The following is a 19,662-nucleotide window of genomic DNA, read 5'->3' as shown; positions in this document are numbered from 1 at the left end:
TGCTCGTGCAAAAGCGCGTAAAGCGCAACAAGAGACTGAATCTCAACCTGTTGAAGAAACAGCTTCTCAAGAGCCAACCGAAGATCCGAAGAAAGCCGCAGTTGCAGCCGCTATTGCTCGTGCAAACGCGCGTAAAACGCAACAAGAGACTGAATCTCAACCTATTGAAGAAACAGCTTCTCAAGAGCCAGCCGAAGATCCAAAGAAAGCCGCAGTCGCAGCTGCCATTGCTCGTGCAAAAGCGCGAAAAGCTCAACAAGACGCGAATAAAAATAATACCGAGGAGAACGAGTAATGTCGTTTTTTATTGCCAGTTCACCGCATGCGCATAGTCGTCGCAGCACGCCTGACTTAATGAAATGGGTAGCCTTATGTGCTATCCCTGGCTTGGCAGCGCAAACGTACTACTTTGGTTGGGGCACATTAATCCAGCTGATTTTTGCTATCGCCGTTGCAGTATCACTTGAAGCACTCGTGATGATCTGTCGTAAACGCTCGCCAATGAGAGCGTTACGAGACAACAGTGCAATTGTCACCGCATGGCTACTCGCCGTCGCCATTCCACCTTGGTCTCCGTGGTGGATCATAGTTATTGGTTTAATTTTTGCGATTGTGATTGCCAAACACCTTTATGGTGGTATTGGACAGAATCTCTTCAACCCAGCAATGGTCGCTTACGTTGTACTTTTGATTTCCTTCCCGGTTCAAATGACCAGTTGGAGTGCACCAACACTGTTGATTCCAGACCATGTGAATTTCGCAGATACCCTCTCTTTGATTTTCACTGGTTTTGATTATGACGGTCTTTCATTGCAACAAGTTCGCGCTGGTGTTGATGGTGTAACAATGGCAACTCCACTGGATGCCTTTAAAACAGGTATTCACACGGGAGCAACCCCTAGTGAAGTGCTTTCACAGCCGATCTTTGGTGGCTTGGCTGGCATCGGCTGGCAGTGGGTGAACATAGCCTACCTGATTGGCGGCTTAGTGATGATCAAAAAACGCATCATTCAGTGGTACATTCCAGCAGGCTTCCTCGCGAGTTTGACTCTGTTTAGCCTTATTTTCACCGTTATCACGCCGGGAGAGACGGCTTCGCCAATCTTCCATCTGCTGTCAGGTGCAACCATGCTAGGTGCGTTCTTTATTGCGACAGATCCAGTATCGGCATCTACCACAGTAAAAGGCCGCCTTATTTTTGGTGCGCTAATCGGTGCTCTTGTCTTTATTATTCGTAGTTGGGGCGGCTTCCCTGATGGCGTCGCCTTTGCGGTTCTTTTAGCCAACATGTGCGTTCCGCTTATTGACTACTACACCAAACCTAGAACTTACGGCCACTGAGGTAAACATGTTAACCGCAATTAGAAAAAATGGTCTGACACTGGCAATCTTTGCTTGCGCCACAACAGGTTTGGTCGCGTTGACTCAGTACTTAACCGAAGATCAAATCAAGCTTCAGGAACAAAAGCAGCTACTTTCAGTGCTTAACCAAGTAATTCCTGAAACGATGCACGACAACGCATTAACTCAATCATGCACGTTGGTGACATCTCCAGAGCTTGGCACGATGCACGCGATGCCTACCTACATTGCCACCAAAAATGGCGAGCCAACAGCCATCGCCATTGAGTCGATTGCACCAGATGGCTATAACGGTGAAATCAAAGTCATCACAGGTATCGATAATCAAGGTAAGATTTTAGGTACGCGCGTACTTAGCCATCAAGAAACTCCGGGGCTAGGCGATAAAATAGATCTTCGCGTTACCAGTTGGATTCTTGGTTTCACGGGTAAGCAAGTCACCGAAGATAATTGGAATTCTTGGAAAGTTCGTAAAGATGGTGGAGACTTTGATCAGTTTACTGGCGCTACCATTACGCCTCGAGCTGTCGTCAAAGCAGTCAGAAACACCGTAAACTACGTAAATCAATCTCGTGATGAGATTCTCAGCCAGCCACTAAACTGCGCAGGAGACAATCAATGAGCGAAAACAAACAATTGATGAAGAACGGCATGTGGAGCAACAACCCAGCATTGGTTCAGCTGCTCGGTTTATGTCCTCTACTCGCAGTTTCATCGACGATCACCAACGCGCTGGGTCTTGGTATTGCCACATTACTGGTACTAGTGGGGTCTAACGTAACGGTTTCACTAATCCGTAACTATGTTCCTAAAGAGATCCGAATTCCGGTTTTCGTTATGATCATTGCGTCACTCGTAACCTGCGTCCAGCTACTAATGAATGCTTACGCTTACGGATTGTACCTATCACTGGGTATCTTTATCCCTTTGATCGTAACCAACTGTATCATCATCGGTCGCGCCGAAGCTTACGCTTCAAAAAATGATGTGTTTCCTGCCGCATTGGACGGCTTATGGATGGGACTGGGCATGACCAGTGTGCTAGTTGTGTTGGGCTCAATGCGCGAGCTTATCGGCAACGGCACATTGTTTGACGGCGCAGACTTGCTATTGGGTGACTGGGCTGCAGCGCTGTGCATTCAAGTATTCCAATTTGATAGCAGCTTCTTATTAGCACTATTACCACCAGGTGCTTTCATCGGTGTAGGACTTTTGATTGCGTTGAAAAATGTTATCGACAGCTCAATTCAGGCTCGTCAGCCGAAAGAAGAAAAACCGGCCATTGAGCGTGCTCGCGTAACTAACGCATAATATAAGAATTCTAAAATCAAGGCTCTACCACTCGTAGGGCCTTTTTCATAAACCGCAAAGACGGGTTTGGAAGTCAGCAATGAACAAAGAAAAAAGAATAGAAATTCTTGAACGATTAAGAGAAAACAACCCCAATCCTGAAACGGAACTGAACTGGAGCTCTCCATTTGAGTTACTCATCGCTGTGCTACTTTCAGCGCAAGCGACCGATGTTAGTGTCAACAAAGCCACTGATAAGCTCTTCCCCGTTGCGAATACGCCACAAAGTATTCTCGATTTGGGTGTCGATGGTTTGAAGGAATACATCAAAACTATTGGCCTGTTTAACTCAAAAGCAGAAAACACCATCAAAACCTGTAAGATCTTATTAGAAAAACATAATGGCGAAGTGCCTGAAGATCGCGACGCTCTTGAAGCTCTTCCAGGAGTCGGACGTAAGACCGCCAATGTCGTGCTCAACACCGCATTTGGTTGGCCAACCATTGCCGTCGATACGCACATTTATCGCGTTTCGAATCGTACTAAGTTTGCGATGGGAAAAACGGTAGATGATGTCGAACAAAAACTATTAAAAGTGGTACCAAAAGAGTTCAAACTCGATGTACACCACTGGTTAATTCTTCATGGTCGCTACACTTGTTTAGCGAGAAAGCCTCGCTGTGGAAGCTGCATTATTGAAGATTTGTGCGAATATAAAGAGAAAGTATACCCAGATAGTTAACACTATCTGAAAACAGAAGCTAGGAGCTAAAAATGTCAAACGGTCGAATTCTACACACTATGCTTCGCGTAGGTGATCTAGACAAATCAATCAAATTTTATACTGAAGTCATGGGCATGCAGTTGCTTCGTACCAACGAAAACAAAGAGTACGAATACACACTTGCCTTTGTTGGTTACGGTGATGAATCCCAAGGTGCCGTGATTGAACTGACTTACAACTGGGGTAAGACAGAATATGACCTAGGCACAGCATTTGGTCATATTGCAATTGGCGTAGACGACATCTACGCAACATGTGATGCAATCAAAGCCGCAGGCGGTAACGTTACTCGCGAAGCGGGCCCAGTGAAAGGTGGTACAACACACATCGCCTTTGTAAAAGATCCTGATGGTTACATGATTGAGCTTATCCAGAACAAACAAGCTTCTGCGGGTCTAGAAGGCTAATTCATCTGATTCACTTGCATTGCAAGTCGAACCTCAATTACAGGCAGGTCTGCGATCTGCCTGTCCTTTTGTAAACAAACCACTTTACTTGATAATAATTATCGTTTAGATTCATCCCAAATTCGATACGTGGGACAACGATAATGATCAGTGAATGGGAAAAACACACACTCCTAGCCGATACTGCCCTGCAACTAGATGATCCTGTACGCAGCATTCTTCACTATCAACAAGCTTTAAGCTTAAGTGAAGACATTAGTGAATGCGTGGAAATTGAAGCAGACGAACGACTTTTGATTTCTGTAATCTCTTGTCACAACCTCGCGCAATTTTGGCGCTGGGCTGGTGATACCGAATACGAACTCAAATATCTTCAGCTGGCATCTGAAAAAGTGCTCACACTTATTCCCCAATGCCCAAACCAGAATTGCGCGAGCTTTATTGACTCCATCGGCTGTTGCACAAAAGCACTTATCGACTTTATGAAGCGTCATCCAAACCCAGCAATTGCGAAACAAGTAGAAAAGATCGATACCGCAACCAATTGCGAAGTGATCGCTAAGTTTCGTTTAAATTAATGAGCAAAGGTCGAAAATAAGCTGACCTCATCACTTGGAAATAACTCACGAAAGTTATTCAACAGTAAGTAGATACTCACTAACATATACAACGTAAGACTTGAGCGTTTTCGATGCTCTTACTTAATTTACAAGCTAACAACGTCAATATACAAAAACGCCGGAGATTATTTCTCCGGCGTTTTTTATGTAAGCATGCTTACTACGGCCTAAACTTGAGTTCGACCTAAAGAGATCACTACACGACGGTTCTTGTCTTTACCAATCGGCGTGCCATTATCAGCAATAGGTCGGCGCTTGCCATAACCTTGCACTTGAATACGATCCTCTGGCAAACCCAGTGATTCAAAGTAAGTACGTAGAGACTCTGCTCGTCGCTCCGATAGGCTCTGGCTTTCGCTCTTACCATCGGTTGAATCAGTGTATGTCGCCACCAGCACGAGGTCGATATCTTGATTGTGACGCACATAATCAGCAATCTGAGCAAGACGCTTTTTAGACGCTTTCGTCAGTTGGTCGCCCTGACGTTCGTAATGCAAAATCGTAAACGCAATATCTTCGAAACTGTACTTCAACAAATTGGCGATACAGTCACTAAACGCATTGTACTTACTTTGGAATAATACGGATGACAACGCGACTTCAATTCGTTGATCGCGACTTTGCCAATCTTGATAGCTGAATGTTGGGTAACGGCCTTTCTCTAATTCAGATAAAATACCCCAAGCAGTTTGACCACCGACATACCCATCAAACTGTTTGAAAAACTTCAGATTCGTGATGCGGTCGGCGTGCTCACCTGGTCGCCAAGGCGGTGGCATTGAGATCAAGCTGACATTGCGTGTTTCACCCATAGGGCGACGCATCTTAAGTTCAAAATCCAAATTGATTTTTTTACTCGCACGCGACGAAAACACCGCATCACCAAAGCTTGGAATTGGATGCACAAGCTGACATTCCAAAGGGGTATTTACCACCATTTCCCATTGTGATTGCTGCGGAGTAGCGACATAACGCTTGCCCATCACCGCGTAACTGTTTGCGCTAAGCAGTGAAAGCATGACACCACTGGTTATCAGCCATTTATTCATCTAGTACAATCTCTCAAACGGCAGTCTTTTGCCGTTAATTGGAATCATTAAAACTACAACGATTGTCATGCAAAAATCCCGCCAATGCTCTAACTTTCTTGGTGAGAGTATCAAAATGAACGATTCTAGCTCTAATTTCTCCCATAAATGCCGCTAAATCGTATCTATTCCCGAGTTAAATATGCACCTGCGTGATACAAAAATCGGTACTTGTGTTCTTTATCTCAAGCGCCGCGCGAGCTTATTGATTAGATGGAAAATAGAATTCCGTTTTTCTCCGAAATTGCGGTTTTTCTCATCGATATAATCTGCAATAATGCAGCCTTCGTCACACAAAAATAAGCCAACATGACAATAGAAAATGAAGCCCTAACCCTGAAAAAGCGTTTTCGTGGTTATTTCCCAGTGGTTATTGACGTTGAGACCGCTGGTTTCAATGCTCAAACCGATGCACTTTTAGAAATCTGCGCCGTCACCCTTCGTATGGATGAAGAAGGCGTTCTGCATCCAGCCTCCACTATTCATTTTCATATTGAACCTTTTGAAGGCGCGAATTTAGAGAAAGAAGCGCTTGAGTTTAATGGTATTCGTGACCCTTTCAGCCCGTTACGCGGTGCAGTTTCTGAACAAGAAGCATTAAAAGAAATTTATAAGCTGATTCGTAAAGAACAAAAAGCATCTGATTGCTCACGTGCAATAATGGTTGCACATAACGCCGCTTTCGACTTAAGTTTTGTTAATGCAGCGAACGAACGCTGCAAGTTAAAAAGAGTCCCTTTTCATCCCTTTGCTACTTTTGACACCGCCACATTAAGCGGCCTTGCTTATGGTCAAACTGTTCTCGCTAAAGCATGCAAAACGGCAGGGATGGAATTCGACAATCGTGAAGCGCACTCTGCCCTTTACGATACACAAAAAACTGCAGAGTTATTCTGTGGCATCGTGAACAAATGGAAGGCCCTCGGCGGTTGGCCGCTTGTTAACGAAGAATAATAAATAAACACAACATATTGGGAATAGTATGAATCCTGTCGTTATCTCAGTTTGCGTCATGCTCGTGTTAGCATTGATGCGTGTAAACGTGGTGGTCGCCCTCACGTTTAGTGCCATTGTTGGTGGCCTTGTTGCGGGAATGAGCTTAGGCGATACCGTAGCGGCCTTCGAAAGTGGCTTAGGTGGCGGTGCAACGATTGCACTTAGCTACGCTATGCTTGGCACATTCGCCGTTGCCATTTCTAAATCTGGTATCACTGACCTGCTCGCAAAAAGCGTGATTAAACGCCTAAACGGCAAAGAAAGTGCAGCATCGACTACTGGCCTTAAATACGCTGTATTAGTGGCGTTAGTGCTCGTAACCATGTCTTCTCAGAACGTAATTCCTGTTCATATCGCCTTTATTCCAATTTTGATTCCACCTCTTTTGGGCGTATTTGCGAAGCTTAAACTGGATCGTCGCTTAATTGCGTGTGTGCTGACTTTTGGTCTGATTACACCTTACATGGTGCTTCCTGTTGGTTTTGGCGGGATCTTCTTAAACAACATCTTGCTGAAGAACCTGCATGACAACGGTTTAGAGAACGTTGTCGCAAGCCAAGTACCAACCGCAATGTTGCTTCCTGGCGCGGGTATGATTTTTGGTTTGCTACTGGCCATTTTTGTTAGCTACCGAAAACCTCGTGAGTACAAAGAAACAGAACTGACTGTAGTCCACGAAACCGACCACAGCATTAACAAACAGCACATCCTAGTGGCTGCACTTGGTATTATTGCCGCGCTTGGTGTTCAGCTTTACACCGGCTCAATGATCATCGGTGCTCTTGCTGGTTTTATGGTGTTCACGTTTGGTGGCGTTATCGCGTGGAAGGAAACCCACGACGTATTCACCAAAGGCGTTCACATGATGGCGATGATCGGCTTTATCATGATCGCAGCCGCGGGTTTTGCAGCGGTAATGAAACAAACCGGTGGCGTAGAAACCCTAGTTCAGTCACTGTCTACAAGCATTGGTGACAACAAACCGCTTGCAGCGCTACTTATGCTGGTTGTTGGTCTGTTGGTAACCATGGGTATTGGTTCTTCATTCTCGACGATTCCAATTCTTGCAACCATCTACGTTCCGCTTTCTTTGGCGTTTGGTTTCTCACCAATGGCAACGATCGCATTAGTAGGTACAGCTGCAGCGCTAGGTGATGCTGGCTCTCCTGCATCCGACTCAACATTGGGCCCAACCTCTGGCCTAAATGCTGACGGCCAGCACGAACACATTTGGGAAACGGTTGTTCCAACCTTCATCCACTACAATATCCCACTGATCATCTTCGGTTGGATCGCTGCAATGGTGCTTTAGTATCAAGTTTTCGAACAGAAAAGACTGATACCTTTGGTAACAAAAAAACCGCTCGATATGAGCGGTTTTTTTAATTCAATCGAAAACGAAGCCACTATTGCGCTGGCATGTTTTCGATAATGCGTTCACGAATCAACTTAAGCGTTGGCTCGGTCGATAGGTAATCCACCTCAATTGGGAAATACGCATCGTTGATTTGCAGCACCAAACTAGGGTAAGAGTTAACACCCAAACTTTTAGCTAAACTCAGTTGGTCTTGGAATACACCTTCCAATAACGTGCCATCCATATCATTTTTAAACTGCTGCACATTCAAGCCAATCTCTTTCGCTAATTGAAGATGCGTTGCTTCTTCATGAGGCGGCATTGCACGTAGATAATAGGCGTGCTGAATCGCTTCGAGCATTTGCTCATACGAATCTTGAAATCCCGCGGCGATAACAGCGCGGCATGATTGATACGTACTTCTCACTGGTGTGCACAGTTTCCAGAAATCGTAATTAAACTTGGTGCCTAGCTGAGTTTCGATTTGCTTCCAAATCCCCTCAAGCTTTTGTTGCATTTCTGGCTGCATTGGCAAATTAGTATCTGGTGCAAGCCCACCCACCACATACTCAAACTGAATCACACCTGGCAGTTGTTGTTTTAGTTTTTCGATGGTTGGTTTGTATCCCCAGCACCAACTGCACATAGGGTCATGTACGTAGTAAAGCTTTATGTTCATTCCACTAACCTAAAAAGAAAAAGGAGCCAATGCGGCTCCCTCGTATTCTATCGCCAAATGTGAGTATTTACGAATTACTCAGCTTGACCTTCAGCGCGTGCTGCAGCTTCTTTGATTAGAGGCTGAAGTTCACCCTTCTGGAACATTTCCAGAATGATGTCACAACCACCAATTAGCTCACCTTCAACCCATAGTTGTGGGAACGTTGGCCATTGTGCGTATTTTGGTAGCTCAGCGCGGATGTCTGGGTTTTGTAGAATGTCTACGTAAGCGAACTTCTCGCCACATGCCATTAGCGCTTGTGATGCTTGAGAAGAGAAACCACAGCTTGGCAGTTTCGGTGAGCCTTTCATGTACAGCAGGATTGAGTTTTCAGAGATCTGCTGTTTGATTTTGTCGATAGTTTCCATCGCTTCCTCATTCATGGATGTGAACTTGTTTATTTGCCACATTCTACTCAATAACGACAGAATAAAAACCATATAATTGATACGGTTTATGCTGAGATGATTTAAAAGCAAAAAGTTTGACCGCTTACTACCACTTCGTTGGTAAGTGGAGGAGCATGAACAACACTTAGCATCTCAAAATATTTTCATATCGGGGTTTTAATAAAGTAAAAACTTGCTAAAATACCTAGCAAGTCAGCCGTAAAGGCTACATAGCTATAAAAAAACACTGGAAGCAATCGAAAGGTTAACCTTTCATATCAATGGAGAATCGAGTAATGGCATTTGAACTACCAGCTCTTCCTTACGCGAAAGACGCACTAGAACCACACATCTCAGCAGAGACTCTAGACTACCACCACGGTAAGCACCACAACACTTACGTTGTTAAGCTTAACGGTCTTATCCCTGGTACTGAGTTCGAAGGCAAAACTCTAGAAGAGATCATCAAGACTTCTACTGGTGGCGTATTCAACAACGCAGCGCAAATCTGGAACCACACGTTCTACTGGCACTGTCTTGCTCCAAACGCGGGCGGCGAACCAACTGGCGCAGTTGCAGACGCAATCAACGCAGCATTCGGTTCTTTCGAAGAATTCAAAGCGAAGTTCACTGACGCAGCAATCAACAACTTCGGTTCTTCATGGACTTGGCTAGTTAAGAAAGCTGACGGTTCTCTAGAAATCGTTAACACTTCTAACGCAGCAACGCCACTAACAGAAGAAGGTACTACTCCACTTCTAACTGTTGACCTATGGGAACACGCGTACTACATCGATTACCGCAACGTACGTCCTGATTACATGAACGGCTTCTGGGCTCTTGTAAACTGGGACTTCGTAGCTGAGAACTTAGCGAAGTAATTGACTTCCCCCTAGTTCAATTTAGTCTTATTTTAAAAGCTCGCTGAATCAGCGAGCTTTTTCTTTTCTCGCTTAAAAATACCCATTTAATCTCTTCTTTTTCCTAAAGTTCTTCTTTGATGCGCCGTTATAAAAGCATCTCAAGAGGAACATCATGCAAATTCATACGTTAGACAAAGCAGCAATTATCAACGAAATTCAGTTCGGCAACGGTATCAACCATGCTGTTCACGAAGGTCGTCGTGCCGATTTTTCGCTGATTTTGTCTATGTTCTCTAACGATGTTCGAGATGTCGTACCGGTTGAAGAAATTAAAGAAACGGCCACAAGCGACGAGATTCTTCGTCAACAGTTTGGGCTCTCTCAGCCTCAAGCTTTCCGCTCCGATAGCAGCAGCTACGAGCTCGCCGCATTACAAGCGAAACAATTCCATAATGCGGGTCTGCCATCTGCAAAGTTAAGCCACTACCTAAAACCAGACGCCCTAACCTATTTGCCAGAAGATACGTTCGATCTTCCTGAAGACGTTTATCATAATTTGTCAGGCCACGAGCGCCGCACTTTCGGTGAGCGCAACAAGAGCCTTATTCCTGACGCGGGCCTCTACAATCAGCTAGTAACGGCTCAACGTCAGTATCAGATCCAAGCTCAAGCATAGAGATCAGCTTTTCATCCAACAGCTTGCAGTATCAACACGTCAGAAATGTGACGCCTTACAAATTACCGCACAATAGTCCTTACTCGAAAGCGTTAGTTTGAAGCCTTTCACACTGAGCTCAACGAATTTCAACCATGCTGATAGCACAAACCACTGGTGTATTGTTTTTCACACATGGATACAGTGAAGGTGTTATGGATATTAAAGAGTCAATCATTCTCGTCACATCTGCGGGTTCGGTCATCGGAAGAACGTGCTCCAGCCATTTCGCTCACCTCGGAGCGACGTTGATCCTGTGTGACCAAAATTCAAGCGCCTTAAAGTCGAGTTATGATCAGATCCGCGCATTTACCGACAAAGTCTATGCAATGAATGTGTGTAGTGATAACCCCACATCCATAAACCTATTGTTTGATCAGATCGAATCGCAGCTAAGAGCAACACCAGATGTTATCGTTAATTGTTGGACGAGCTCACCGATGCCAAGCCTAATGGCGCCAGAACCAATGAGTATCTATATCGTCCACCTTTCTTCCGCGGCACGTTTTCTCTATACCTACGGGCAAGTAGGCGCGGAACGATTTAGAGCGCGCAATAAAAAAGGCGTGATCGTGAATGTCATTTCGCATGATAACCACGAAGATCTGACTGGTGTTGAAAGCATGGCGGCTTTGGTGTCTGGCTTTACGCACAGCTGGGCAAAAGAGCTCACCCCTTTCAATATCCGCGTCGGCGGCGTGATTCCCTCTGTCAGTCATACACGAGAGGATCTTGACGAAAGGCACTGGGCAGAGATCCAAGACGAACTGGTCCGTAACACAGCGTACATCGTCTCAAATGAATACTTCAGTGGCCGAGTAGTTGCGACCGAAGTGTAAACATACACCATTGCTCTATGTTTCTCGGCTCCGATGTAAGCAACCTCCAGCTCCTAAACAAAAAAAGCCCCAGTCATTTGACTGGGGCTTTAACCTTTTCCCGATTAAGGTTTCGTGCTAGCGAAAACCTTACTCAAAGCGACTCTTAATTACGCGTCAGCTTTTTCTTTTTTAGCTTTAGGAGCAGATTTCGCTGCTTCTTGGTCTGCTTTCTTCTTGATTACTGTAGTACCTTCGAAAGTTTCACCTTCAACGAAAGCTTTACCGTAGTAAGAAGCTAGTAGAACGTCTTTTAGCTCGCTAATTAGAGGGTAGCGTGGGTTCGCACCAGTACATTGGTCATCGAACGCTTCAACCGCTAGCTCGTCTAGTTTCGCTACGAAGTCAGCTTCAGCAACACCTGCCGCTTGGATAGACATTGGGATGTCTAGGTTAACTTTTAGTTCATCCAACCATGCTAGTAGACGTTCAATCTTCTGAGCAGTGCGGTCACCAGCTTGGCTTAGGCCTAGGTGGTCTGCAACTTCAGCGTAACGACGACGTGCTTGTGGACGGTCGTATTGAGAGAACGCAGTTTGTTTAGTTGGGTTGTCGTTCGCGTTGTAACGTACCACGTTAGAGATTAGTAGTGCGTTAGCTAGGCCGTGTGGCAAGTGGAACTCTGCACCTAGTTTGTGCGCCATTGAGTGACAAACACCTAGGAATGCGTTCGCAAATGCTACACCAGCGATAGTTGCTGCGTTGTGAACTTTCTCACGAGCGATTGGGTCACTTGCACCATTCGCGTAGCTTGATGGTAGGTATTCTTTTAGCATCTTAAGTGCTTGAAGAGCCTGACCGTCAGAGTATTCGTTCGCAAGAACAGATACATAAGCTTCTAGAGCGTGAGTTACTGCATCGTAACCACCGAATGCTGTTAGAGACTTAGGCATGTTCATTACTAGGTTCGCATCAACGATAGCCATGTTTGGCGTGATTTCGTAGTCAGCTAGTGGGTACTTAGCACCAGTCTTGTCGTCAGTAACAACTGCGAATGGAGTAACTTCTGAACCAGTACCTGAAGTTGTAGTGATACATACAAGCTCAGCTTTTTTACCCATTTTAGGGAACTTGTAGATACGTTTACGGATGTCCATAAAGCGCATTGCTAGTTCTTCAAAGTGAGTTTCTGGGTGCTCGTACATTACCCACATGATTTTCGCTGCATCCATTGGAGAACCACCGCCTAGCGCTAGGATAACGTCAGGTTGGTAGCTAGCCATTTGAGCCGCACCTTTTTCTACTACAGATAGTGTTGGGTCAGCTTCAACATCGAAGAATGTTTGAACTTCCATGCCTTGAGCTTTCAGTAGGCTTACTACGTCATCTGCGTAACCGTTGTTGAATAGGAAACGGTCAGTTACTAGGAATGCGCGTTTCTTACCTTCTAGGTCGCCAAGTGCGATTGGAAGGCTACCACGACGGAAGTAGATTGACTTAGGTAGTTTATGCCACAACATGTTTTCAGCTCGCTTCGCTACAGTTTTCTTGTTGATTAGGTGCTTAGGACCTACGTTCTCAGAGATAGAGTTACCACCCCATGAACCACAACCTAGAGTTAGAGAAGGTGCAACGTTGAAGTTGTACAAGTCACCGATACCACCGTGTGTAGTCGGGATGTTGATTAGGATACGAGCGGTCTTCATCTTGTCACCGAAGTAACGGATGCGGTCTGCATTCACGTCTTGGTTAGTGTATAGACCAGATGTGTGACCGATACCGCCGATCTCTACCATTGTTACTGCTTGAGCAACTGCATCTTCGAAGTTGTCAGCACGGAACATACCTAGAGTTGGAGACAGTTTCTCGTGAGCAAATGCGTCATCGTAAGATACTTTGCCTAGGCCTTCACCGATAAGCACTTTAGTATCTGCAGGAACTTTAACACCCGCCATTTCAGCGATAGCTGTAGCTGGTTGACCAACGATTTTCGCGTTTAGCGCGCCGTCGATTAGAAGCACTTTACGTACTTTGTCAGCATCTGTTTTAGATAGAACGTGAGCTTTATGAGAAGCAAAACGCTCTTTCACTTCGTCGTAAACTTCGTCAACTACGATTACAGCCTGCTCAGAAGCACATACTACGCCGTTATCGAAAGTTTTAGACATTAGTACAGAAGCAACTGCACGTTTGATGTCTGCTGTTTCATCGATAACTACAGGAACGTTACCTGCACCTACACCGATTGCTGGCTTACCAGAAGAGTAAGCAGCTTTAACCATGCCTGGACCACCAGTTGCAAGGATAAGCGCGATGTCATCGTGTTTCATTAGAGCGTTTGATAGCTCAACTGAAGGTTGGTCGATCCAACCGATGATGTCTTTTGGTGCACCTGCTGCTACTGCTGCATCTAGAACAAGTTTCGCTGCATCGTTAGTAGAGTTTTTCGCACGTGGGTGTGGTGAGAAGATGATACCGTTACGAGTCTTCAGAGAGATTAGAGATTTGAAGATCGCTGTAGATGTAGGGTTAGTTGTTGGTACGATACCGCAGATGATACCTACAGGTTCAGCGATAGTCATAGTACCTAGGTTGTCATCCTCTTCTAGGATGCCACACGTTTGTTCGTCTTTGTATTTGTTGTAGATAAACTCAGAAGCGAAGTGGTTCTTGATTACTTTATCTTCAACAATACCCATACCAGATTCTTCTACCGCTTGTTGCGCTAGAGGGATACGAGCTTGGTTAGCTGCAAGAGACGCTGCACGGAAGATTTTGTCTACTTGCTCTTGAGAGTAAGTAGCGAACTCTTCTTGCGCTTTCTTAACGCGAGCAATCATTGCATCTAGTTCAGCCATATTAGTTACAGGCATAGGGATTCTCCTAAAATTAACAAATATTAAAAACTTTTTATTAAGGCAATTGTCTTTCGTTTTTACTGTTTATCAGTCACTTAGAGAACAAACGTCTTAGTAAATTGCTTTCAGGACTGAGTATAATATTTCAGAGTGTGAAAAAAATTGACTTGGATCAGTTCTCACACTCGAAATACCACCAAAGTAGTGGTTAACCACAACAATTTAATGTAACTACTTGATAAACAAATAAATTAAACCAACTTATTTATTGCATAAAAAACAAGCAAACAGACAAAAAAATAAAAGAAACAACAACAACCTGTAAAAAAGTTTCATTTTTAGCCAACAAAATTACATGTAGGCCTAATTTTTTGTGCTACTGAGAGTATATCGAATCAAATACATCTCTCTACAAACCACCTTTGTTTTTATCAAAAATGTGCGAATGTTAACGTTTGTGTAAAACAGCACAATTTCACAGCAACATCCTATGTAACATTTCACCTTCAGATTAGATACATTTTATTAAAAAATTAGTTTTTCTCACAAATAGTGGGGTCAATACGTTAGTTTTTTTCATTTCTTCCTAATGCACTTTTGCCTTACATTTAGCGCCGAAAACCAATCTGGAATCTGGTAAGTAGATGTTCCAATAATTGCGCAGAAATTCGATAAGAACAAAGGTGCGTATCGCAGTTATCCATCCCTTTCTAACTGTAGTCACCTCCCACGAATTTACTTAGCAACAAAACCCGATAGATTGGTGTAAATTTACCCTTTCCGTTTTTCACTAATGTGAACATTTACGAGTACGCAATATGCAGACTTTAGAGCTAGCCATTTTCCTGCAGTTTTTCTTGGGGTTGGTTGCCGCCGTTAACCCTGTAGGCATCATGCCTGTTTTCGTGTCTTTAAGCGGACATATGACACCAGAAGAAAAGATCAAAACCGCGACAACAGCCAATGTGGCAGTGGCCGTCATCCTGATCATTTCCCTGCTTGCAGGTCAGTTACTGTTGGATATGTTCAGTATTTCACTGGATTCATTCCGAGTGGCAGGTGGCTTGCTGCTGTTAAGCATCGCCTTTTCGATGATGAGCGGTAAGCTCGGTGAGGATAAGCAGAACAAACAAGAAAAATCTGAATACGTTAGCCGCGAACAGATCGGCGTTGTACCACTAGCGATGCCACTAATGGCTGGTCCTGGTGCAATCAGCTCAACAATCGTTTATGGCGCGCGTTACCCAAGTATGTTCGATACCGTGGGCATCGTTATCACGATTGGTCTATTTTGCCTTTGTTCTTGGTTGCTATTTCGTTCAGCACCTTTGATCGTTCGTTTCTTGGGTCAAACAGGCATCAACGTGATCACACGTATCATGGGTTTGATTCTTGGTGCGCTAGGCATCGAGTTTATTGCAAACGGCTTACGTAACTTGTTCCCTGGATTAGCCTGATTTTATTAATGACGTTATGATAGAGCGATTCAACAATGGATCGCTTTGTCATGACGACTCACTCTCTAAAAAATACACTTTACGTCACTATATTTGGCACCCACACCAAAGCAGGCCGTGCTTTTGATATCGCGCTTATTATTGCCATCATCAGCTCATTAGCCGTTCTTGTTCTAGATTCCATTCCCTCGGTACGTGCTGAGTGGGCAAAAGAACTGAAGTACCTTGAATACACCTTCACCGGCCTGTTTACCATTGAGTACTTGCTACGTCTGTATTGCTCGCCAAAACCGGTGGCGTACGCAAAAAGTTTCTACGGTATTGTCGATCTGTTGGCGATCATCCCAACTTACTTAGTATTGTTCTTCCCATCCGCCTCTTTCATGGGCGTGATCAGAGCACTGCGTGTGATGCGTATTTTCCGTATCTTGAAGTTGGTGAGGTACCTGCAAGAGTCCAACATTTTGTTGCGCTCATTACTAATGGCTCGCAGAAAGATCTTCATCTTCTTCACAACCGTCGCCATTTTGGTCACGATTTTCGGTTCATTGATTTTTATTGTTGAAGGGCCAGAAAACGGGTTTACCAGTATTCCGAAAAGTATTTATTGGGCTATTGTGACCATAACCACCGTGGGATATGGAGATTTGGTTCCGCAAACTAACTTAGGTAAAGCGCTGGCATCTATAACCATGCTCTTGGGTTACTCGATTCTCGCGGTTCCGACAGGGATATTTACAGCTGAGCTACATCAAGAGATGCAATCCCACAAAGTACTGGTGAAGTGCCCTAATTGCTCTCAAGCTGGACATGACTCGGACGCTATCTACTGTAAACATTGTGGAAGCGAGTTGGCCGACCCGGACAAAAGAGTGGTTCGAGGTGAAGGTTAAAATAGAAGGTTAAAAAAAGAGCTCCTACTAATAGGAGCTCTTTTTACGAAGTTTTGTCGATTACGCTTTTTCAGAAAGGATAATACGAAGCGTACGACGCAGCGGCTCGGCTGCACCCCAAAGTAATTGGTCACCAACAGTGAACGCGTTTAGGAAATCATCACCCATTGCCATCTTGCGCAGACGACCAACAGGAACTGACATAGTGCCGGTGACCTTCGCTGGCGTTAGCTCTTGAGCCGTGATGTCACGATCGTTTGGAATCACCTTCACCCAGTCATTGTGAGTTGCAATGATTTCTTCGATTTCATCCATCGGCACATTTTGCTTAAGCTTAATAGTTAATGCTTGAGAGTGACAACGCATCGCACCGATACGCACACATGTACCATCGATAGGAACTGGAGCGCCTTGAGAACCAAGGATCTTGTTCGCTTCAACGCCCGCTTTCCACTCTTCTTTGCTCTGACCATTATCGCGCTTCACATCGATCCACGGGATCAACGAGCCAGCTAGTGGTACGCCGAACTTGTCTGTAGGGAATGACGCGCTGCGCATTGTGTCTGCAACTTTCTTGTCAATATCAAGAATTGAGCTTGCTGGATTTGCCAGTTCTGAACTTACTGCATCGTTGATAACGCCCATTTGAGAGATCAACTCACGCATGTTTTGCGCGCCAGCGCCAGAAGCGGCTTGGTAAGTCATCGCACTGGTCCATTCCACCAACCCTTTTTCAAACAGGCCACCAAGACCCATCAGCATCAGGCTAACGGTACAGTTACCACCTACAAAGGTGTTCGTGCCGCCATGAATACCATGTTGAATTTGTTTTAGGTTCACAGGGTCTAGCGTGATGATCGAATCTTCCGCCATACGCAGTGTTGAAGCTGCATCAATCCAGTAACCTTTCCAGCCTGCTTGACGAAGTGCTGGGTACACTTTTTCAGTGTAGCTGCCACCTTGACACGTAATGATCGCATCAAGCTGTTTTAAACTTTCGATATCAAAGGCATCTTGAAGCATACCTGCATCTTTTCCTAGATTAGGCGCAGGGATACCTACTTGAGAAGTGCTGTAGAAAACTGGTTCAATCAAGTCAAAGTCTTTTTCTTCGACCATACGCTGCATTAGAACCGAACCGACCATGCCGCGCCAACCAACTAAACCTACTCTCATCGCATAACTCTCCATGTAATAAATTAAACCTACCCCATAGTTCATTTTTCGCAGAAAAATCTCAAGCCCTAATTTGTAAATGAGGTCAATTTTTACCCTTTTACCGAGAAAACTCACGTTAGCCGTAATTTCGAACTATTTGTGCTGCCTTTACTCCTCGATTAACAAGTAGGGAAATCCCCTACTCCGAGCGTATTGGTCTTACCACTCAGTGAGAAAACAACAACTGAAGCACAATAAATTCACATCACACAACATTTAAATACATAGATTTTAAAATTAATTGGCAGTTAATTTTACAAGCAAACGTTTTAGCCGACGAACATCAAGATAAAACACCAAATATTCGAAATATAATTTTTGTTAATGTATGTTATGCGCCATTACAACAAGGAGCGCCTTCCTCTATTGCTCCAAGATTGACAGAGGCACATATGAAGCAAGTTACAACACGCCTTCCTAGCTTGATACAGGTATTTATCTCGCTAGGTTTATTTCTACTTCTGGCATTTTCCTTTACTGCCAAGCTAGACCTGCCAATTCAGCTCGCGCTGTACATCGGCTGGTTTATCATCATGCTATTGGGTCTTAAACTTGGTCATCAGTACAAAGACTTAGAAAAAGCCGCGCTAAACGGTATTTCTAATGGTCTGGGTGCAGTATTGATTCTCCTTGCCGTTGGTGCACTTGTCGGCACTTGGATTTCAGGCGGAATCGTACCAACCATCATCTACTACGGTCTTAAAGCCATCCACCCTTCTATCTTTTTGCTAGCAACAATGATCATCTGTTCATTGACCGCGTTGGCAACCGGCACATCTTGGGGTGCAGCAGGTACCGCAGGTATCGCAATGATGGGGATTGGCCAAGGTCTTGGCGTTCCTGCCCCAATTACAGCGGGTGCAGTACTTTCAGGTTGTTACTTCGGTGACAAGATGTCGCCTCTATCAGATTCAGTGATTCTTGCTTCATCAATGTCTAACGTTGAAGTGATGGAGCACATCAAAGGCATGCTGCCTATCGCGCTGATCAGCTACGTGATCACTGGCATTATGTTTACTGCTTTTGGTTTCCACTACGCAGGTCAAGTAGACATGAGCCAAGTGGACTCAGTGATTAAAGCGATGGAACAGCAGTTCTACATCACGCCTTACTCATTTGTTCCGGTGATCATCGTATTGTCACTTCTAGCAATGCGTATGCCTTCATTCCCAGTGATCAGTTTTGGTTCTCTGCTAGGTATTATTTGGGCAGTAATGATTCAAGATGTGGACTTCCTGACTGCGTTCAACACTGCTTGGGCTCCGTTTGCAATCTCATCTGGCGTAGATTTCATCGACTCGATTCTTAACCGTGGCGGCATGTCTTCAATGCTTGGTTCGGTAGCGGTTATCGTGTTCGGCCTTGGTTTTGGCGGCCTGCTAGACAAAGTTGGCGTGCTTGAAACTATCGCGAAACTGTTTGAAAAACGCGTTCAAAGCGCAGGTTCACTGGCAACAAGCACAATCGGTACGGCCTTTATGGGTAACGTATTTGGTTCGGCGATGTACGTTTCACTTATCCTGACACCAAAAATCTGTGCGAAGAATTACGACCGTCTAGGCTACAAACGTAAGAACTTATCTCGTAACGCAGAATTTGGTGGCACGCTAACATCAGGTATGGTTCCTTGGAGTGACAACGGTATCTACATGGCAAGTATTTTGGGTGTTGCTACGCTGTCTTACGCCCCATTCATGTGGCTAAGCTTTGTATGTATTATTGTGACTATCTTCACGTCTTACATGGGTTGGTTTGTTGATAAATGCGAACCAACAGCAGAAGCAGTTGAACAAGCTGAAGGCGAATTAAAGCAGCAAACGGCTTAA

General features: G+C 44.7%; 19 protein-coding genes and 1 pseudogene. 15 read left to right on the top strand and 5 right to left on the bottom strand.

All coding sequences use genetic code 11. The features are described 5' to 3' along the window. From NL646_RS11985 to NL646_RS11955, 7 genes and pseudogenes are all read left to right on the top strand, one after another. A pseudogene (locus NL646_RS11985) lies at positions 1-295 on the top strand (electron transport complex subunit RsxC); the annotation flags it as partial. Further along, entirely contained in the window at positions 295-1,341 is a 1,047-nt protein-coding gene (gene rsxD, locus NL646_RS11980; protein ID WP_023585259.1) for an electron transport complex subunit RsxD, read from the top strand. The pseudogene NL646_RS11985 and the gene rsxD, both read left to right, overlap by 1 nt. Positions 1,342-1,348: 7 nt before the next feature. After that, positions 1,349-1,984 (top strand): electron transport complex subunit RsxG, encoded by a 636-nt coding sequence (gene rsxG, locus NL646_RS11975; protein WP_005494487.1) that lies wholly within the window; start codon positions 1,349-1,351, stop codon positions 1,982-1,984. Beyond that, positions 1,981-2,673, top strand: a complete 693-nt coding sequence (locus NL646_RS11970) for an electron transport complex subunit E (protein WP_253664270.1) — start codon at positions 1,981-1,983, stop codon at positions 2,671-2,673. The genes rsxG and NL646_RS11970 overlap by 4 nt, the downstream gene beginning before the upstream one ends. 79 nt (positions 2,674-2,752) lie before the next feature. Next, on the top strand, positions 2,753-3,394 hold the full coding sequence (gene nth, locus NL646_RS11965; protein ID WP_005480814.1) for an endonuclease III: 642 nt from the start codon (positions 2,753-2,755) through the stop codon (positions 3,392-3,394). A gap of 32 nt (positions 3,395-3,426) precedes the next feature. Continuing rightward, positions 3,427-3,843 carry a lactoylglutathione lyase gene (gene gloA / locus NL646_RS11960; protein WP_005480812.1) on the top strand — a complete coding sequence of 139 codons (417 nt, stop codon included), beginning with the start codon at positions 3,427-3,429 and terminating at the stop codon, positions 3,841-3,843. A 143-nt stretch (positions 3,844-3,986) separates the two neighbouring features. Next, positions 3,987-4,421, top strand: a complete 435-nt coding sequence (locus tag NL646_RS11955; RefSeq protein WP_005490627.1) for a DUF2753 domain-containing protein — start codon at positions 3,987-3,989, stop codon at positions 4,419-4,421. Positions 4,422-4,630: 209 nt separating this feature from the next. Here NL646_RS11955 and NL646_RS11950 read toward each other — a convergent pair whose 3' ends face one another. Further along, positions 4,631-5,512, bottom strand: coding sequence for an OmpA family protein (locus tag NL646_RS11950; RefSeq protein ID WP_005494483.1), 882 nt, complete (start codon positions 5,510-5,512; stop codon positions 4,631-4,633). A 348-nt stretch (positions 5,513-5,860) separates the two neighbouring features. Here NL646_RS11950 and rnt point away from each other — a divergent pair, with 348 nt between their 5' ends. Together rnt and NL646_RS11940 are read left to right on the top strand one after the other, a co-directional pair. Beyond that, the gene (gene rnt, locus NL646_RS11945; RefSeq protein WP_141179973.1) at positions 5,861-6,505 is read left to right on the top strand and encodes a ribonuclease T; all 645 of its coding nucleotides are present in this window, start codon (positions 5,861-5,863) and stop codon (positions 6,503-6,505) included. A 28-nt stretch (positions 6,506-6,533) separates the two neighbouring features. Then, positions 6,534-7,859: a Na+/H+ antiporter family protein gene (locus NL646_RS11940; RefSeq protein ID WP_005490613.1), complete on the top strand. Its 1,326-nt coding sequence runs from the start codon at positions 6,534-6,536 to the stop codon at positions 7,857-7,859. Between the two features lie 94 nt (positions 7,860-7,953). Here NL646_RS11940 and NL646_RS11935 read toward each other — a convergent pair whose 3' ends face one another. Beyond that, positions 7,954-8,583 (bottom strand): DsbA family protein, encoded by a 630-nt coding sequence (locus NL646_RS11935; protein ID WP_253664269.1) that lies wholly within the window; start codon positions 8,581-8,583, stop codon positions 7,954-7,956. A 74-nt stretch (positions 8,584-8,657) separates the two neighbouring features. Further along, a complete protein-coding gene (locus NL646_RS11930; RefSeq protein WP_005494473.1) occupies positions 8,658-8,993 on the bottom strand; it encodes a Grx4 family monothiol glutaredoxin in 336 nt (111 codons plus the stop codon). A 317-nt stretch (positions 8,994-9,310) separates the two neighbouring features. Between NL646_RS11930 and sodB the strand changes: the two genes are divergently transcribed. The 3 genes from sodB (at position 9,311) to NL646_RS11915 (ending at position 11,431) form a co-directional block, all read left to right on the top strand. Next, positions 9,311-9,895 carry a superoxide dismutase [Fe] gene (gene sodB / locus NL646_RS11925; RefSeq protein WP_005485383.1) on the top strand — a complete coding sequence of 195 codons (585 nt, stop codon included), beginning with the start codon at positions 9,311-9,313 and terminating at the stop codon, positions 9,893-9,895. Positions 9,896-10,049: 154 nt separating this feature from the next. Beyond that, complete coding sequence (locus tag NL646_RS11920; protein WP_253664268.1) at positions 10,050-10,553, top strand: VC2046/SO_2500 family protein; 504 nt, start codon at positions 10,050-10,052, stop codon at positions 10,551-10,553. Between the two features lie 134 nt (positions 10,554-10,687). Next, positions 10,688-11,431, top strand: coding sequence for an SDR family oxidoreductase (locus tag NL646_RS11915; protein ID WP_253664267.1), 744 nt, complete (start codon positions 10,688-10,690; stop codon positions 11,429-11,431). A 149-nt stretch (positions 11,432-11,580) separates the two neighbouring features. Here the strand turns inward: NL646_RS11915 and adhE are convergent, their stop codons facing one another. Next, complete coding sequence (adhE, locus tag NL646_RS11910) at positions 11,581-14,283, bottom strand: bifunctional acetaldehyde-CoA/alcohol dehydrogenase (protein WP_253664266.1); 2,703 nt, start codon at positions 14,281-14,283, stop codon at positions 11,581-11,583. Between the two features lie 803 nt (positions 14,284-15,086). On the opposite strand from adhE, the gene NL646_RS11905 reads away from it, so the two are divergent. Continuing rightward, the gene (locus NL646_RS11905; protein ID WP_005461786.1) at positions 15,087-15,725 is read left to right on the top strand and encodes a YchE family NAAT transporter; all 639 of its coding nucleotides are present in this window, start codon (positions 15,087-15,089) and stop codon (positions 15,723-15,725) included. 35 nt (positions 15,726-15,760) lie between these two features. Beyond that, a complete protein-coding gene (locus NL646_RS11900) occupies positions 15,761-16,618 on the top strand; it encodes an ion transporter (protein WP_005461750.1) in 858 nt (285 codons plus the stop codon). A 60-nt stretch (positions 16,619-16,678) separates the two neighbouring features. Here the strand turns inward: NL646_RS11900 and asd are convergent, their stop codons facing one another. Then, positions 16,679-17,794 (bottom strand): aspartate-semialdehyde dehydrogenase, encoded by a 1,116-nt coding sequence (asd, locus tag NL646_RS11895; protein WP_005479551.1) that lies wholly within the window; start codon positions 17,792-17,794, stop codon positions 16,679-16,681. A 434-nt stretch (positions 17,795-18,228) separates the two neighbouring features. On the opposite strand from asd, the gene nhaC reads away from it, so the two are divergent. Next, positions 18,229-19,662, top strand: a complete 1,434-nt coding sequence (gene nhaC, locus NL646_RS11890) for a Na+/H+ antiporter NhaC (RefSeq protein WP_005494466.1) — start codon at positions 18,229-18,231, stop codon at positions 19,660-19,662.

Source organism: Vibrio sp. Y20_XG_PY13 (assembly GCF_024181925.1).
GTDB classification, from domain to species: Bacteria; Pseudomonadota; Gammaproteobacteria; order Enterobacterales; family Vibrionaceae; genus Vibrio; species Vibrio parahaemolyticus.
The sequence above is the reverse complement of the archived record's forward strand: the minus strand, read 5'-3'. Positions and strand labels throughout refer to the sequence as shown.

Excerpts from the sequence above, each read along its gene's own strand:
- rsxD (WP_023585259.1), top strand. The coding sequence starts at position 295 with ATGTCGTTTTTTATTGCCAGTTCACCGCATGCGCATAGTCGTCGCAGC.
- rsxG (WP_005494487.1), top strand. The coding sequence starts at position 1,349 with ATGTTAACCGCAATTAGAAAAAATGGTCTGACACTGGCAATCTTTGCT.
- NL646_RS11970 (WP_253664270.1), top strand. The coding sequence starts at position 1,981 with ATGAGCGAAAACAAACAATTGATGAAGAACGGCATGTGGAGCAACAAC.
- nth (WP_005480814.1), top strand. The coding sequence starts at position 2,753 with ATGAACAAAGAAAAAAGAATAGAAATTCTTGAACGATTAAGAGAAAAC.
- gloA (WP_005480812.1), top strand. The coding sequence starts at position 3,427 with ATGTCAAACGGTCGAATTCTACACACTATGCTTCGCGTAGGTGATCTA.
- NL646_RS11955 (WP_005490627.1), top strand. The coding sequence starts at position 3,987 with ATGATCAGTGAATGGGAAAAACACACACTCCTAGCCGATACTGCCCTG.
- NL646_RS11950 (WP_005494483.1), bottom strand. The coding sequence starts at position 5,512 with ATGAATAAATGGCTGATAACCAGTGGTGTCATGCTTTCACTGCTTAGC.
- rnt (WP_141179973.1), top strand. The coding sequence starts at position 5,861 with ATGACAATAGAAAATGAAGCCCTAACCCTGAAAAAGCGTTTTCGTGGT.
- NL646_RS11940 (WP_005490613.1), top strand. The coding sequence starts at position 6,534 with ATGAATCCTGTCGTTATCTCAGTTTGCGTCATGCTCGTGTTAGCATTG.
- NL646_RS11935 (WP_253664269.1), bottom strand. The coding sequence starts at position 8,583 with ATGAACATAAAGCTTTACTACGTACATGACCCTATGTGCAGTTGGTGC.
- NL646_RS11930 (WP_005494473.1), bottom strand. The coding sequence starts at position 8,993 with ATGGAAACTATCGACAAAATCAAACAGCAGATCTCTGAAAACTCAATC.
- sodB (WP_005485383.1), top strand. The coding sequence starts at position 9,311 with ATGGCATTTGAACTACCAGCTCTTCCTTACGCGAAAGACGCACTAGAA.
- NL646_RS11920 (WP_253664268.1), top strand. The coding sequence starts at position 10,050 with ATGCAAATTCATACGTTAGACAAAGCAGCAATTATCAACGAAATTCAG.
- NL646_RS11915 (WP_253664267.1), top strand. The coding sequence starts at position 10,688 with ATGCTGATAGCACAAACCACTGGTGTATTGTTTTTCACACATGGATAC.
- adhE (WP_253664266.1), bottom strand. The coding sequence starts at position 14,283 with ATGCCTGTAACTAATATGGCTGAACTAGATGCAATGATTGCTCGCGTT.
- NL646_RS11905 (WP_005461786.1), top strand. The coding sequence starts at position 15,087 with ATGCAGACTTTAGAGCTAGCCATTTTCCTGCAGTTTTTCTTGGGGTTG.
- NL646_RS11900 (WP_005461750.1), top strand. The coding sequence starts at position 15,761 with ATGGATCGCTTTGTCATGACGACTCACTCTCTAAAAAATACACTTTAC.
- asd (WP_005479551.1), bottom strand. The coding sequence starts at position 17,794 with ATGAGAGTAGGTTTAGTTGGTTGGCGCGGCATGGTCGGTTCGGTTCTA.
- nhaC (WP_005494466.1), top strand. The coding sequence starts at position 18,229 with ATGAAGCAAGTTACAACACGCCTTCCTAGCTTGATACAGGTATTTATC.